The sequence below is a fragment of the Bradyrhizobium sp. BRP19 genome (genome assembly GCF_020194195.1).
GTDB classification, from domain to species: Bacteria; Pseudomonadota; Alphaproteobacteria; order Rhizobiales; family Xanthobacteraceae; genus Bradyrhizobium; species Bradyrhizobium yuanmingense.
Genome location: NZ_JADYVZ010000013.1, coordinates 54,032 through 68,035, shown reverse-complemented (window position 1 = coordinate 68,035; position 14,004 = coordinate 54,032). Strand labels below are relative to the sequence as shown.

The following is a 14,004-nucleotide window of genomic DNA, read 5'->3' as shown; positions in this document are numbered from 1 at the left end:
GAGGATGATGGTGTTGAGCGAGCCTCGCGTCATGGCGAAGCACATCGAGCCGGGCATGCGCGTCGCGCTGCCCGTCGATTACGCCGGCGTCTCCATGGCCATGACGCGTCCAATGATCGAGCATGGCGCGGGCGATCTCGATCTGGTCTGCGTGCCAACCGGCGGATTGCAGCTCGACCAGCTTGTCGGCGCAGGTCTGGTCCGGACGGTGGAGACCAGTGCGGCCTCGCTGGGCGAAGCAGGTGGAGCGCCCCGGTTCAACGCGGCGGTCAAGGAAGGCGCGGTTCGACTGAAGGACGCGACCTGTCCTGCCATCCATGCGGGCCTGATGGCGGCGCAGAAGGGCAGCCCCTTCATGCCCCTTCGCGGGCTGATCGGAACGGATCTGCTGCGCCACCGCAACGATTGGCGTGTCGTCGACAATCCGCTGGCGGATGGAGGCGATCCGATCGTGCTGATTCCCGCCATCAAGCCCGACGTCACGATCTTCCATGTGCCGATGGCTGATCGCTTCGGCAATGTCTGGATCGGGCGACGCCGCGAGCTTGCCGCAATGGCCTACGCTTCGCAGACAGTTCTCGTCACGGTGGAGCGCATCGTCGAGGAAAATCTGCTCGCCGACGAGATGAGCGCGGCCGGCGTGCTGCCGGCACTCTACGTCACGGCAGTCGCGCGCGCACCGAAGGGCGCATGGCCATACGGTTTATGGGGCGAGTATGCCGCCGATAGCGCGGAGATCGCGCGTTATGCGAAGGCCGCGCGAACGGCCGATGGCTTCTCGGCCTATATGGCGCAGGCGCAGATGGAGCCCGCGTGATGTCGGACGTTCTCCCTCGCGAAGTGCTGATTTGCACCATCGCGCGGCTGCTCGATGGCGTCAGGCATGTTGCCGTAGGCGCCTCCTCTCCGATTCCTGCCGCCGGCGCGATGCTGCTGCGTGCAATGAAGGAGGCGCGTGGCGCCGTTGGTCCACGCCTCTCCATCCTCGGTTCTGTCGAGCATAATTTCTTCACCAACGGTTCGGCGGAGCTGTTCGATTGTGCAGGTCAGGGCCGGATCGACGCGTTCTTCCTCGGCGGCGGCCAGATCGACGGCCTTGGCAACGTGAACCTCGTCGGCACCGGTCACTATCCGCGCTCCAGCGTGCGCTGGCCCGGCTCGTTCGGGTCGGCCTATCTCTATTTCGTCGTGCCGCGGGTCATCCTGTTCCGCGAGGAGCATACGCCGCGCGTCTTCGTCGAGAAGGTCGACTTCATCAGTGCCCCCGGCGTCAGTCCCGAGGGAGTGTTCCGGAGCGGCGGCCCCGTGGCTCTCTTGACCGGCAAGGGACTCTTTCGATTCGACAAGACGCGGCCGGGGTTCGAGCTGGAGAGTGTTCACCCCGGGCACGATCTTGCGGAGATCAAGCAAGCGACCGGCTTTCGATTCGAGCATGAAGCCGAGCCGCGGCAGACCGCGCTGCCCGATCGATCGACACTCGATCTGCTCCGCGGCCGCGTGTTCGACGAACTCGCCGAGACCTATCCCGAATTCGCCGCGCAGATGCGGCGCGAACTTGGAGCGGTGGACGCATGAGCAGGATCAAACGGATCCCGCATTGCAGCCATTGGGGTGCGTACACGATCCTCGTCGAGGATAATCGCATCGTGGGCATCGAGCCGTTCCAGCACGATCCGGCGCCGTCCCCGATCATCCATTCTATTGCCGAATGGGCAAATCCCGAGCGGCGCGTGCTGCGGCCGATGGTCCGTTCCGGCTGGCTGGACAAGCGCGAAAAGAGCGATCGCCGCCGGCGTGGCCGAGAGAAGTTCGTTCCGGTCAGCTGGGACGAGGCGACGACGCTGGTTGCCGACGAAGTGCGCCGCGTCGCCGACGCGTTCGGGAACGCATCAATCTTTGCGGGCTCCTATGGTTGGACGAATTCGGGGCGCCTGCATCATGCCTCTTCGCTTCTGAAGCGCATGCTCAATCTGGTTGGCGGCTTCACCCGGCACGTCGATACCTATTCCATCGCGGCGGGTCCGGTGATCCTGCGCCACACGCTGGGCAACGACGACGCGTGTGGCGGCCGCGCCAATACGCTCGACACGATCGCGCAGCACACCGAGACGCTGGTGGTGTTCGGCGCTCTGTCGCCACGAACCGCGCAAAACGAGGCCGGAGGAATTGGCAGCCACCGCCTCGAGACTTATCTCAGGAAAATCGTCGAGCGTGGCGTCAAGGTCATCCACGTCTCGCCGCTGAAGGACGATCTGCCGGACTGGGTCGATGCCGAATGGTGGCCGATCCGGCCGAACGCCGACACTGCGCTGATGCTCGGCCTCGCCGGCGAGATCGTGAAGGCCGGCCGGCACGACACGGATTTCCTTGCGCGCTGCACCAGCGGCGCGGATCGTCTTCTTCGCTATCTCGAAGGCAAGGCGGATGGCGGACGAAAGGACGCCTTGTGGGCCGCCGGCATCTGCGGGCTCGGTGCAGGCCAGATTGCCGAGCTCGCAAGGCGCCTGGTCGACACGCGGAGCATGTTGACGGTGAGCTGGAGTCTGCAGCGTGCCCATCACGGCGAACAGCCGTTCTGGGCGGCGCTCGGACTGGCCTCGATAATCGGCCAGATCGGGCTGCCGGGCGGCGGTGTCGGTTACGGCTATGCTTCGCTGGGAGGTGTCGGGGCCCCGCTCAATCTCGGCAAGTCTCCAGCCATTTCACAGCTGAAGAGGCCGATCGACAGCTTCATCCCGGTGGCGCGCATCAGCGACATGCTGCTCAATCCCGGTCGGCCATTCAGCTATGAAGGCGAGATCCGCTCCTATCCGGATACGAGGCTGGTCTATTGGGCGGGCGGCAATCCTTACCACCATCATCAGGATCTCAACCGCCTGTCGGAAGCCTGGACGAGGCCCGAAACGATCATCGTGCAGGACCCGATGTTCACCGCGACAGCCCAACGGGCCGACATCGTGCTGCCGGCAACCACGTCGATCGAGCGTAACGATCTTGCCGGCAACAGGCGCTCCGACTTCATCCTGGCCATGAAGAAGGCCATCGAGCCGCTGGGCGAAGCCCGCTCCGACTTCGATATCTTCAACGCGATTGCAGGCAAGCTCGGTGTGGCCGAGCGCTTCAACGAAGGCCGCGACGAAATGGGTTGGGTCCGGCATCTCTACGAAGCCTGCCGCGACGACGCCTCGAAGCGATTTGGTTTCGCCATGCCGGAGTTCGATGCGTTCTGGGAATCCGGCTATGCCCACTGCCCGGTCAAGGCAGACCACACGTTCCTGGCCGACTTCCGCAACGAGCCCGAGGAATACCCGCTCAACACCGAAAGCGGGAAGATCGTACTCGGCAGCGAGACGCTTGCCAGGCTCGACTATCCCGACTGCCGCTCGCATCCTGCCTGGATCGAGCCCGCCGAATGGCTCGGCACTGCAGAAGCTGGCCAAATGCACCTCATCTCGCATCAGCCGGCCGGCCGTCTTCACAGCCAGCTTGAAACCGGCCCATCGAGCCGCGTCATGAAACGCAATGGCCGTGAACAGGCCCGTCTTCATCCTGACGACGCGGCTGCTCTCGGCATCGTCGACGGCCAGACGATCCGCATCTGGAACGACCGCGGGGAATGCCTTGCGACTGCTGAGGTCAGCGACGAGGTCCGCCGGTGCGTGCTTGTGCTCCCGACCGGCGCCTGGTTCACACCGACCGGCAATAGCGGCCTCGAGGTCGCCGGCAATCCGAACGTGCTCACGCTCGACATCGGCACGTCTCAATTCGGCCAGGGCTGCTCGGCCCATACCTGCCTGGTGCGGGTCGAGGCCTACGCCGCCGATCGGCGCGATGCGTTCGAGGCCTATCAGGAAACGCTCGTCGCGCTTGCGGCAGTCTAACAGGAGCTTGGAACATGTCTGCAACCGCGATCAGCCGCTTTCCCGTTCCCGATATCGCGACGCTGCCGGAGGATATCCGCGCACGGATCGAGGCCGTTCAGGAGAAGTCTGGATTCGTCCCGAACGTCTTCCTGACACTTGCGCATCGTCCGGACGAGTTCCGGGCATTCTTCGCCTATCACGACGCTCTCATGGACAAGCCGGGGCCGATCACCAAGGCCGAGCGCGAGATGATCGTCGTCGCGACCAGCAGCGCCAATCAATGCCAGTATTGCGTCGTGGCGCACGGCGCCATCCTGCGCGTGCGGGCGAAGAATCCGCTGATTGCGGACCAGGTCGCCGTCAACTACCGCAAGGCCGATATCACCGCGCGGCAAAGGGCGATGCTCGATTTCGCGATGAAGGTCTCGGCGCGCGCCTATGAGGTGGACGATTCCGACCTCGTGGATCTGAAGGGACATGGATTCACCGAGGAGGACGTCTGGGACATCGCAGCCATCGCTGCATTCTTCGGCATGTCGAACCGCCTCGCCAACGTCACCAGCATGCGTCCGAACGACGAGTTCTTCGCGATGGGACGCTAAACGCCGCGAACGAGAGCTGCAATGGTATCGCTGGTCATCGACAGGCGCTTCCGGGGCCCACCCAACTCCGGCAACGGCGGTTATGTATGCGGATGTCTCGCAAGGCACGTCAGTGGAGACGCCGAAGTGACGTTGCGCGCCCCGCCGCCGCTGGAGCGGTCGCTCGACGTGTTGACGGGGGCCGACGGCGGGATCGAGTTGCGCGAGAACGGCAAGCTGCTCGCGACGGCGCGTGCAACAGACATCGATGTGCTGGACGTTCCCAGGGTAAGCTACGAGGCGGCCGAAGAGGCGGCCGGCCGAACACCCTACGAAGAGCAGACTCATAACCTTCCGACTTGTTTTGTCTGTGGCCCCGCGCGTGGTCACGGCGATGGTCTTCGCATCTTCGCAGGCCCGCTGCAGGCGGGCGCTGTCCCGGGCAAGCCCGTCGTGTTCGCGGCCTCCTGGGTACCTCATGGGAGCCTGTCCGGTGCGGACGGCCATGTCGCGCCCGAATTCGTCTGGGCCGCTCTCGATTGCCCGACCGGCTATTGCACCGTTGGCGCCCGTCACCTGGGATTGAAGGGCGACGAAACGGCGCTGCTCGGACGCATGGCCGCTCGGATCGAACGCCGGCCGCGTCCCGGAGATCGATGTGCGGTGGTGGCGTGGCCGACCGGGCGGGAAGGCCGCAAGTTGTTTGCCGAGAGTGCTTTGCTCGATGCCGAGCAGGAGGTGCTGGCGACCGCGCGAGCCACCTGGCTGTTGGTCGACCGTCAGGTCCAGCTCGGAGCAAGTGCATGAACCAGGGTGGAAGCAAGGTATGACCGGCCGCGAAGCAGAGCTCGAACTTCGTCAATCCATCATCGACGCGTGCCGCGAGATGGCGGCGCAAGGCATCAACCAGGGAACGTCCGGAAACATCAGCGTTCGAGCCGACGACGGCATCCTGCTGACGCCGTCCGGTCTTCCCTACGACCGCATGAAGCCCGAAGACATCGTGGCCATGAAGTGGGACGGCTCATGGACTGCATCGGCCGGCAATGTTCCGTCGACCGAATGGCGTTTTCACCTCGACATCCTCAAGTCGAAGCCGGAGGTTGGCGCCGTCGTTCACGCCCATCCGGTCTTTTGCACCATCGTCGCGATCATGAATCGCTCGATCCCTGCGATTCACTACATGATTGCCGCGGCCGGCGGCAACGACATCCCCTGCGCGCCCTATGCGCAATATGGCACGGCCGAACTGTCGCAGGCGGCCCTGAACGCGCTTCGCTATCGCCGCGCCTGCCTCCTCGCACATCACGGGCTGATCGCCATCGGTCCCAACCTGCGCAAAGCCTTGTGGCTCGCGGTGGAGGTCGAGGTGCTCGCCAAGCAGTATCACGGCTGTCTTCAACTCGGCTCTCCTCCGCTGCTACCGGACGAGGAGATCGACAGCATCCTGAAGCGATGGGGGCATTACGGCCTGCGCGATAACGAAGGCGCGGCCAAGATTACCCAGCTGTCGAGCTAGATCACGAATAATCCCCTGCCTTGCGAGAACTCATGGCCTACACTCACGACGTCAGCGTCTGCGGCACTTACATCCTGGATATTCTCGGGGTCCCCGTTACCGAGATCCCACCCGGAGGTGGCCGGTTGTTGATCGAGGAAATCCGGCTCGCAGTCGCCGGCACGGCCGGCGGAACGGTCGTTCCTTGCGCGCGGCTCGGCTTGAAGGCGCTCGCGGTTGGTGCCGTCGGCTCCGACGAGAAGGCTGATTGGATGCTGAACGCGCTGGAGCGCGAAGGCATCGATATCGCTCTGATGGAGCGAATGACCGGCGCTCCAACCTCTGCAACGATTTTGCCGATCCGGCCCGACGGCTCGCGTCCGGTCATGCATGCGAGGGGCGCCTCAGCCCGATGGCGGATCGCGCCCGAAACGCAAGTAGCCGCATGCCGGAGCAAAATTCTCCATCTCGGCGGGGTCGGCTCTCTGCTTGCGATGGATGGAGCGCCTTCCGTCGCATTGCTTCAGGACGCGAAAGCCGCTGGTTGCACGACGACGCTCGATCTCATCCAGGCGCGGCGTGAGACGCTGGCGCTGGTCGAGCCTCTGCTGCCTTACGTTGACTTCTTCATGCCGAGCATCGACGAGACCAACGCCATGGTGGGAACCGACGATCCCGCCGCATGCGCCCGGTTCTTCATCGACAAGGGAGCAGGGGCCTGCGCCATCTCTCTCGGCGCCGATGGTTCCTTCGTGATGACCCGCGACGGGCGCCAGTTCACGGTGCCGGCGTTCGACGTTGCCGTTCGCGATACGTCGGGATGCGGCGATTCCTATACGGGCGGCTTCATCGCGGGGCTGGCTCGCGACTGGGACCTGCTCGACTGCGCCAAGCTCGCGACCGCGACGGCCGCGATCGTCGCGACGGGGCTGGGTTCGGGCGCCAATCTCGTATCCTTCGAGGAAACCGTGAAGGCCATGAACACCTTGCCAGTCCGCAAGCCGGCTCGCGCCTGATCTTTTCAACGCCGGTAAAGAACCAACATTCATTGGAAATAACAGGGGAGAACGCAACATGGCCCGACATGCGATCGTGACGGGAGCAAGCCGCGGCATTGGCCGTGCAATAGCCATTGGGCTTGCAAGGCGAGGCTACGATCTCGCGCTGACCGACATCGCGGCCCAGGAGAAGGTTCTGCTCGAGACCGTCGCCGAGGTCGGCAAGCTTGGCGGCCGCTGCATCCCGGTGCTGGGCGACGTCAGCGATATCGGCGATTGCAGGCGTGCGGTGGCTGAAGCCGTCCAGGGTCTCGGGCACGTCGATGTCCTCGTCAACAATGCGGGCATCCTCAGGCTGGCGACGATCGACGAGCTGACGACCGAGACATGGGATCAGACCTTTGCCGTCAACACGCGCGGCGTCTTCCAGATGACCCAGGCCGTGGTGCCACATATGAAGGAGCGCAAATACGGGCGGATCGTCAACATCGCCTCGCTCGCCGCTCGAACGGGCGGTCCGGGACAGTCCCACTATGCTGCATCGAAGTCGGCGGTGGTCGGCTTCACCCGGGTGTCGTCCATGGAGTTCGGCGGCTACGGCATCACGGTCAATGCCGTATGCCCGGGCATCATCGTGACGGAGATGGGGATGAACAATCTCCGCGATCCCGAGCGTGTCGCCTATTTCGAGAAGGTCACGGACCTGCACCGGCTCGGGCAGCCGGAGGACGTCGTCGGGCCCGTTGCGTTCTTTGCGTCTGACGATTCTGCGTTTGTGACCGGCCAAGCCCTCAACGTGGACGGAGGCATCTTTTACAGTTAGTAACGGGGTCGATCCGCTCTAACTAACCTATTGCGGCTCGATCCCGGCTGCCTTGATAATCCTTCCCCATTTGCCGATCTCAGCCTTGAGAAAGGCTTCAAGGGCTTCCGGCGTCGCGCGTTCGGGTTCAACCGGGGACATGCTGAGCTCACCAAACCGATCGATCAGGGCGGGATCCTTCAGCGCGGTCTGCAGCGCGCCGACGAGTTGGTCGACTACGGGCTTCGGCGTGCCGCGCGGGGCGTAGATGCCATACCAGGTCGTCACGTCGAACGCGGGAAGGCCGGCCTCGGCCGAGGTCGGCACGTTCGGCAGCGTTGCAACCCGCTTCTTGCTCGTGATCGCGTAGCCCTTGATCGTGTTCGACTGAATATAAGGCGTCGGCCCGGTTGCAGGGTCGCAATAAACGTCGATGTGGCCGGCGATGACGTCGTTCAGCGCTGGGCCGCCGCCCTTGTAGTAGATCGGGGTGAGCTTGGTATCGGTGGTGCTCATGAACATCAAGCCGCAGAGCTGTGAGGCCGAGCCGAGACCGACATTGCCGAAGGTGATCTTGTCGCCGGCATTGCGGATCCGCGCAATGAGCTCGTTGAGATCCTTGGCAGGAAAGTTCGGCCGCGCCACGAGGATCATCGGGACGTCGGTGACGAGCCCGATCGGGGCGAAATCGCCGACCGGATCGAACGGCAGCTTGGCGTAGAGGGCCGGCGCGGTGGCCTGGCCGACATGCATCAGCAGCAGCGTGTAGCCGTCGGCGGCCGCCTTGGCGACACGGTTGGTGCCGAGCGTGCCGCCGGCGCCGACGACGTTTTCGATCACGATCGACTGTTTCAGCGTCGCACTCATCGCGCCGCCGAGGATGCGTGCGATCACGTCGCCGGGACCGCCAGCTGAGAACGGCACGATCATCGTGACCGGGCGGGTGGGGTAGTCTTCCGCAATGGCTGCGCGGCAGGGATAGAGCAGGACAAGCAGGATCAGCGATCGTACGAGATACGTCATCGAACACTCCCTGGCGGCAATGTTTTAGTCGTCGGAAGGCGCCGCCTCCTTGGCTGCCGACGATTTTTCTATCATGTCGAGCGCGGCCACCGCAGCCGCATTGATGTGGTCGACGCAGCAGCGCTCGGCGAGGTCCGCATCGCCGTTCTGGATCGCGCGCCAGATCGCGGTAACCTCGCGCAAGCTCTTGTTGATCCGCTTCGGCTGCGACATCGAGGTGATCCGCAACAGCTGGATTCGGTCATGCAGCGGCTTGAGCATGCGCTCGATGAACGCGTTGCGGCAGCCACCGATCAGAGCGGCGTAAAAGTCGGTCTTGGCTTCCAGGCATCCGACGAGGTCCTGCTTGGCTGCGGCTGCCTTCAGCCGGGTCAGGGCTTCCCCGATCCGGCGAGCCACTTCCGGGTCGTGAAGCCTGGCGCATTCACGGCCGGCGAAGCCTTCGAGCACCGCGCGGGCGGCGTAGAGCTGCCGGGCCTCCTCCAGGCTGATCGTGGAGACCACAGGGCCGCGGTGAGGGACCGTATTGACCAGCCCGTCGGCCTCGAGGGCGCGTAGTGCTTCGCGGATCGAGGGGCGGCTGACGCCCATCATCTCGCAGAGCTCGCGCTCGACCAGGCGCTGGCCCGGTTTCAGCGTGCCGGACATGATCGCCTCGCGCAGCTTTTGCGCCACCATCGCTCGGACGGTCGGTACGTCATCGATGCGGAGTGTCGACTGCAATTCGCGGCGTCTTTCCATGTCCGGGCCTTGGTTGGAATGATTCAATACCGGTTTACAGGCAGAATCATCATTTCGGCAATTTGAACGTGGGCGGGCTGATCCAGGGCGAACACGATCGAGCGGGCGATGTCGGCCGGCTCAAGCGCCATCCTGAACTGGTCGAAATAGTCCTTTTCCTTCTGCTTGTCGCCGCGGTAGCGGGTCAGGATGATGTTGGTCCTGGTCAGGCCGGGCTGGAGCTCGGTGACCCGGATCGCGGTGTCCGCCAGCTCGCCCCGGAGGGTCTCGGTGAACATGTGCACGCCCGCCTTGCTGGTGCTGTAGGCCGCCATATCCGGGACTATACGGACGGCGTTGATGGAGCTGATGTTGACGATATGGCCGGCGTTGCGCTTGACCATGTCGGGGAGGATCGCGCGGGTGACGCGCATCAGGCCAATCAGGTTGGTCTGGATGATGTTGGACCAGTCGTCGGCGGAGCCGGCGTCGAAGCGTGTCCGGCCGCCGATGTCATGCCCGGCATTGTTGATGAGGATTTCGACCGGCTTGAAATGAGCAGGGATGGCCTCCGGCAGACTATCCACGTTCCGGAAATCGCTGACGTCGAGCTGAATCGGAAACACCCTGTCGCCGACGGTGGCCGCCAGCTGCTGAAGCGCCTCGGCGTCACGATCGACCAGCACGACGCGGCGGCCGCTGTCCAGCAGCGCCTTGGTGATGGCACGTCCCATGCCGCCGGCAGCGCCGGTCAGGACGACGGTCTGGCCTGGTTGTTCGGTCATCTCAGCACTCCCATTCCAATGCTCTCATGCGATTGACCAGCCGCCGTCGATGGGCAGGCTGGCGCCGGTGATGTCATTTGCCGCGGTGCCGCAGAGAAAGATGACCATGGCGGCGACCGCATCCATTTCGACGAAGCGCTGCGTCGGCTGGCGCTCGCCAAGATATTCGCGGGTCACGTCATCGACGGGGCGTCCGCTATTCGCTGCCATCGTCGCGATCTTGTTCAGGATCGCCGGCGTCGGCAGCGTACCCGGGCAGAGCGCGTTGCAGGTGATTCCGCTACGGGCGGTCTCGATGGCCACCGCGCGGGTCATGCCGAGGATTGCCGCTTTGGTCGTGACGTAGTCGATGCGATCTTCGACCGCGCGGCTCGAATAGATCGAGCCGATATTGATGATCCGGCCCCAGCCGCGCTGCTTCATCGCGGGCAGCGCAAGGCGGATCAGGTGGAACGGCGCCGACAGGTTAACAGCGAGCGCCTGGTCCCAGCGATCGGGTGGAAACTGCTCGATCGTCGAGAAATGCCTGACAACGGCGTTGTTGACAAGGATGTCGATGACTCCGCAGCGGTCGAGCAGGCCGACCATCATGCTCTCGATGTCGTCGCGCCCGGACAGATCGGCAGCGGCGGGGATGACCTCGATGCCGAAGCGGGCGCTGAGGTCGTCCGCGGGCTGCTTCGGCGCAACGAGGTCGTGCAGGACAATGTTGCAGCCCGCGCCGGCCAGGCCTTCCGCGATGGCGAGGCCAAGGCCTGCGGTCGCGCCGGTCACGAGTGCCCATTTGCCCTTCATCGCAGCCCGCCCGCCCTTATTTCTTGTCGAGCTCGGCGAAGACTTCCTTCGCGTTGCGGAACGCGTCCACGCCGGCCGGCACGCCGCAATAGATCGCGACCTGCATGAAGACCTCGCGGATCTCCTCTTTGGTCGCGCCATTGGCGAGGGCGCCGCGGACGTGGGTCTTCAGTTCGTGCGGACGGTTGAGCGCGCAGAGCATCGCCAGATTGAGGAAGCTGCGCGTCTTTCGCGTCAGCCCTTCGCGGCCCCAGACGTAACCCCAGCAATACTCGGTGGTCAGATCCTGCATCGGGCGGTTGAACTCGTCCGCGGACGCGATCGCCTTGTCGACGAACTCGCTGCCGAGCACGCTTTTGCGGATTTCGAGGCCGCGGTCGTAGGTCGCCTTGTCCATTCTGTTCTCCGTTTCTCGTTCGGGCGTTCTCAGGTCTTCGGCCAGAACGGTTTGGCCAGCGCAAGCTCAGGCGGGAACACCGTCACCGGCACGCCGGATTGCCACTGCACGATGGTCATGCCGGCGCCGACGCGGCGGCCTTTCTGGTCGAACTTGATCTCGCCGAGCGGGTAATATTTCGAGGGGCCTGCATCCATGGTGCGCAGCGCTTCGCCGACGGCAACGCGGTCGGCCTTGCCGGCCTTCTCCAGCGCGTCCTTGATCACCCACATGTCGCCATAGGTGGAGATCGCATTCTGCGTCATCCACGGCTCCTTGTAGCGGGTCTTCAACTCGGCGATCAGCGCCTCGTGGCCCTTGGCGCCCCAGCTCGCAACGCAGGTCAGGACTCCCTGGAGCAGTTCCGGGCTCACGGTCTGCAGCATGTCAGGCTCGGCGATGGCGATGCCGAACGAGATGGTCGGCACCTTGCCCTGGCCGAGGCCGAACTCGTTCATCTTCTCGAGCAGCAGCTTGGCGTCGGAGATCACCGTCGGCAGGAAGAAGAGCAGGTCGGGCTTGGCCGAGCGAATCTTCTGAACCAGCGACGTCGCGTCCGCCAGCGGCGGCGTGAAGGTCTCGTCCACGATCAGCTGCAGCTGGTTCTCTGCCAAGAGGCCCTCGCGCATCGATTTCGCCGAGGCGATCGACGCGGCCGTGTTGTCGGTGAGGATCGCGACCGTCTTCGGCCGCTTGCCCGATGCCGTCTCGGCCAGCTTGATGATTTGCGGCAAGGCCTGACGGGCCTGTGAGGCTGCCGTGGCCGAGGTCTGGAATACGTATTTGAAGCCGCGATCCGTGATCAGATCGGAGTAGGAGAGGGTGAGGACGGGCAAGTTGGCGCGTTCCGTGACCTCGGTGACCGCGAGCGTGAAGGATGACAGGTAGGCGCCGCTTGCCGCGACCAGGTCGCTCTCCTGCGCCACCATACGCTGGGCGGCGTTCTTGGCCTTCTCAGTTGTGTCGCCGGAATCGAGCACCAGGAGCTTCAGCTTGGCGCCGCCGAGCGCCTTGACTCCGCCTTGCGCGTTGATGTGCTCGACCGCCATCTCGGCGCCCTGACGCATCACCGTGCCGGGACGGGCGTAGATGCCGGAGATCGGCACCAAGAGGCCGACTTTCACCTCAGATGGCTGCTGTGCCCAGGCACGGGATGCGATCAGCGTGCCGGACGCGCCCGCAAGCAGTGTTCGACGGGTGATCCTGATCTTGCTCGTTGTTCTCATGACAATCCTCCTCCCTGAAAAGCGTGCGATGCTATTTCTTCGGCCAGAACGGCTGCGCCTGCGCGAGCTCGGGCGGATAGACGGTGACTGGCACGCCCGATTGCCATTGCACGATGACGACGCCGGCGCCGACCCTGCGGCCCTTCTCGTCGAACTTGAGCTGTCCGCCGGGATAGTATTTCGACGGTCCGGCATCCATGGTGCGGAAGGCCTGCGCGACCGCATTGCGGTCGGCCTTACCGGCCTTTTCCAAGGCTTCCTTCATCAGCCACATGTCGCCATAGGTCGAGATGACGTTCTGCGTCATCCAGGGCTCCTTGTATTTCGCCTTGAGCTCGGCGATCAGCGCCTCGTGACCTTTCGAGCCCCAATTGGCGACGATGGTCATGATGCCCTGCACTGTCTCCGGGCTCACGCTCTGCAGCATGTCCGGTTCGGCGATGGTGATGCTGAAGGACACGGTCGGGATCTTGCCCTGGCCAAGGCCAAACTCGCTGATCTTCTCGAGCCCCAGCTTGGCGTCCGACACCGCGTTCGGCATGAACAGCAGCAGATCGGGCTTGGCCGAGCGGACTTTCTGGATCAGCGGCGTCGCATCCGACAGCGGCGGGGTCCAGACTTCCTCGACGACGAGCTGGAGGCCTTCCTGCGCGAACAGCTTCTCCTTCAGCGCCTTGGCCGTGGCAACCGAAGTCGCGGTGTTGTCCATCAGCATCGCGACCGTCTTCGGCTTCTTGCCCGAGGCGTTCTCCGCGAGCTTCATCAGAGTCGGCAATCCGAGCTCGGACTGGCGGCTCGCGGTCGCGGCGGTCTGGAAGATGTATTTGAAACCGCGGTCGGTCAGAAGGTCCGAATAGGACAGCGTCAGCACCGGCAGCTCGGCACGCTCGGTCACCTCGGTGACCGCCAGCGTGAAGGACGAGAGATAGGAGCCGGTGGCAGCGACGAGATCCGGCTCCTGCGCCACCATGCGTTGCGCCGCGTTCTTGGCCTTCTCGGTGGTGTCGCCGCAATCGATCACGACGAGCTTCAGCTTGGCGCCGCCGAGCGCCTTGATGCCGCCCTGCGCGTTGATGTGCTCGATACCCATCTCGGCGCCCATCTTCATCACCTGGCCGGGGCGGGTGTAGATGCCCGACAGCGGCACGATCAGCCCGACCTTGATCTCGGCCGGTGTCTGCGCGCGTGCCACGCCGGCAAGGCCCACGGCGGCGGCGCCGGACAGCACGGTCCGTCGCGAGAGTCCCTCCGATGTCTTGTTCATTTTGTTTACTCCC

At 64.3% G+C, this 14,004-nt stretch carries 15 protein-coding genes; 8 read left to right on the top strand and 7 right to left on the bottom strand.

Annotated features, from left to right (window positions below; genetic code table 11):
* Positions 1-7: 7 nt before the first annotated feature.
* The 8 genes from I6F36_RS29455 to I6F36_RS29420 all read left to right on the top strand — a co-directional run bounded on the left by I6F36_RS29455 (position 8) and on the right by I6F36_RS29420 (position 7,763).
* Complete coding sequence (locus tag I6F36_RS29455; RefSeq protein WP_225172727.1) at positions 8-817, top strand: CoA transferase subunit A; 810 nt, start codon at positions 8-10, stop codon at positions 815-817.
* Positions 817-1,575 carry a CoA transferase gene (locus I6F36_RS29450; protein ID WP_225172690.1) on the top strand — a complete coding sequence of 253 codons (759 nt, stop codon included), beginning with the start codon at positions 817-819 and terminating at the stop codon, positions 1,573-1,575. The genes I6F36_RS29455 and I6F36_RS29450 overlap by 1 nt, the downstream gene beginning before the upstream one ends.
* On the top strand, positions 1,572-3,881 hold the full coding sequence (locus tag I6F36_RS29445) for a molybdopterin-dependent oxidoreductase (protein ID WP_225172689.1): 2,310 nt from the start codon (positions 1,572-1,574) through the stop codon (positions 3,879-3,881). The genes I6F36_RS29450 and I6F36_RS29445 overlap by 4 nt, the downstream gene beginning before the upstream one ends.
* 14 nt (positions 3,882-3,895) lie before the next feature.
* On the top strand, positions 3,896-4,465 hold the full coding sequence (locus tag I6F36_RS29440) for a peroxidase-related enzyme (protein WP_225157895.1): 570 nt from the start codon (positions 3,896-3,898) through the stop codon (positions 4,463-4,465).
* A 126-nt stretch (positions 4,466-4,591) separates the two neighbouring features.
* A complete protein-coding gene (locus I6F36_RS29435) occupies positions 4,592-5,251 on the top strand; it encodes a hypothetical protein (protein ID WP_345944190.1) in 660 nt (219 codons plus the stop codon).
* Positions 5,252-5,270: 19 nt separating this feature from the next.
* A complete protein-coding gene (locus tag I6F36_RS29430) occupies positions 5,271-5,963 on the top strand; it encodes an L-fuculose-phosphate aldolase (RefSeq protein WP_225157897.1) in 693 nt (230 codons plus the stop codon).
* A 32-nt stretch (positions 5,964-5,995) separates the two neighbouring features.
* Entirely contained in the window at positions 5,996-6,958 is a 963-nt protein-coding gene (locus I6F36_RS29425) for a carbohydrate kinase family protein (RefSeq protein WP_225147735.1), read from the top strand.
* 58 nt (positions 6,959-7,016) lie between these two features.
* Positions 7,017-7,763 carry an SDR family NAD(P)-dependent oxidoreductase gene (locus tag I6F36_RS29420; protein WP_057026125.1) on the top strand — a complete coding sequence of 249 codons (747 nt, stop codon included), beginning with the start codon at positions 7,017-7,019 and terminating at the stop codon, positions 7,761-7,763.
* Between the two features lie 27 nt (positions 7,764-7,790).
* Here the strand turns inward: I6F36_RS29420 and I6F36_RS29415 are convergent, their stop codons facing one another.
* The 7 genes from I6F36_RS29415 to I6F36_RS29385 are packed head-to-tail and all read right to left on the bottom strand — an operon-like array spanning position 7,791 to position 13,991.
* Positions 7,791-8,765 carry a tripartite tricarboxylate transporter substrate-binding protein gene (locus I6F36_RS29415; RefSeq protein ID WP_225172688.1) on the bottom strand — a complete coding sequence of 325 codons (975 nt, stop codon included), beginning with the start codon at positions 8,763-8,765 and terminating at the stop codon, positions 7,791-7,793.
* 24 nt (positions 8,766-8,789) lie between these two features.
* The gene (locus I6F36_RS29410; RefSeq protein ID WP_050991723.1) at positions 8,790-9,506 is read right to left on the bottom strand and encodes a GntR family transcriptional regulator; all 717 of its coding nucleotides are present in this window, start codon (positions 9,504-9,506) and stop codon (positions 8,790-8,792) included.
* Positions 9,507-9,529: 23 nt separating this feature from the next.
* A complete protein-coding gene (locus I6F36_RS29405) occupies positions 9,530-10,270 on the bottom strand; it encodes an SDR family oxidoreductase (protein ID WP_225157899.1) in 741 nt (246 codons plus the stop codon).
* A 24-nt stretch (positions 10,271-10,294) separates the two neighbouring features.
* Positions 10,295-11,065: an SDR family oxidoreductase gene (locus I6F36_RS29400; protein ID WP_225151588.1), complete on the bottom strand. Its 771-nt coding sequence runs from the start codon at positions 11,063-11,065 to the stop codon at positions 10,295-10,297.
* 16 nt (positions 11,066-11,081) lie between these two features.
* Positions 11,082-11,462, bottom strand: coding sequence for a carboxymuconolactone decarboxylase family protein (locus tag I6F36_RS29395; RefSeq protein WP_036011548.1), 381 nt, complete (start codon positions 11,460-11,462; stop codon positions 11,082-11,084).
* Positions 11,463-11,491: 29 nt separating this feature from the next.
* Complete coding sequence (locus I6F36_RS29390) at positions 11,492-12,727, bottom strand: ABC transporter substrate-binding protein (RefSeq protein ID WP_225157900.1); 1,236 nt, start codon at positions 12,725-12,727, stop codon at positions 11,492-11,494.
* Between the two features lie 31 nt (positions 12,728-12,758).
* The gene (locus I6F36_RS29385) at positions 12,759-13,991 is read right to left on the bottom strand and encodes an ABC transporter substrate-binding protein (RefSeq protein WP_128262831.1); all 1,233 of its coding nucleotides are present in this window, start codon (positions 13,989-13,991) and stop codon (positions 12,759-12,761) included.
* Positions 13,992-14,004: the final 13 nt, after the last annotated feature.

Coding starts and splice junctions, on each gene's coding strand:
- I6F36_RS29455 (WP_225172727.1), top strand. CDS start 8: ATGGTGTTGAGCGAGCCTCGCGTCATGGCGAAGCACATCGAGCCGGGC.
- I6F36_RS29450 (WP_225172690.1), top strand. CDS start 817: ATGTCGGACGTTCTCCCTCGCGAAGTGCTGATTTGCACCATCGCGCGG.
- I6F36_RS29445 (WP_225172689.1), top strand. CDS start 1,572: ATGAGCAGGATCAAACGGATCCCGCATTGCAGCCATTGGGGTGCGTAC.
- I6F36_RS29440 (WP_225157895.1), top strand. CDS start 3,896: ATGTCTGCAACCGCGATCAGCCGCTTTCCCGTTCCCGATATCGCGACG.
- I6F36_RS29430 (WP_225157897.1), top strand. CDS start 5,271: ATGACCGGCCGCGAAGCAGAGCTCGAACTTCGTCAATCCATCATCGAC.
- I6F36_RS29425 (WP_225147735.1), top strand. CDS start 5,996: ATGGCCTACACTCACGACGTCAGCGTCTGCGGCACTTACATCCTGGAT.
- I6F36_RS29420 (WP_057026125.1), top strand. CDS start 7,017: ATGGCCCGACATGCGATCGTGACGGGAGCAAGCCGCGGCATTGGCCGT.
- I6F36_RS29415 (WP_225172688.1), bottom strand. CDS start 8,765: ATGACGTATCTCGTACGATCGCTGATCCTGCTTGTCCTGCTCTATCCC.
- I6F36_RS29410 (WP_050991723.1), bottom strand. CDS start 9,506: ATGGAAAGACGCCGCGAATTGCAGTCGACACTCCGCATCGATGACGTA.
- I6F36_RS29405 (WP_225157899.1), bottom strand. CDS start 10,270: ATGACCGAACAACCAGGCCAGACCGTCGTCCTGACCGGCGCTGCCGGC.
- I6F36_RS29400 (WP_225151588.1), bottom strand. CDS start 11,065: ATGAAGGGCAAATGGGCACTCGTGACCGGCGCGACCGCAGGCCTTGGC.
- I6F36_RS29395 (WP_036011548.1), bottom strand. CDS start 11,462: ATGGACAAGGCGACCTACGACCGCGGCCTCGAAATCCGCAAAAGCGTG.
- I6F36_RS29390 (WP_225157900.1), bottom strand. CDS start 12,727: ATGAGAACAACGAGCAAGATCAGGATCACCCGTCGAACACTGCTTGCG.
- I6F36_RS29385 (WP_128262831.1), bottom strand. CDS start 13,991: ATGAACAAGACATCGGAGGGACTCTCGCGACGGACCGTGCTGTCCGGC.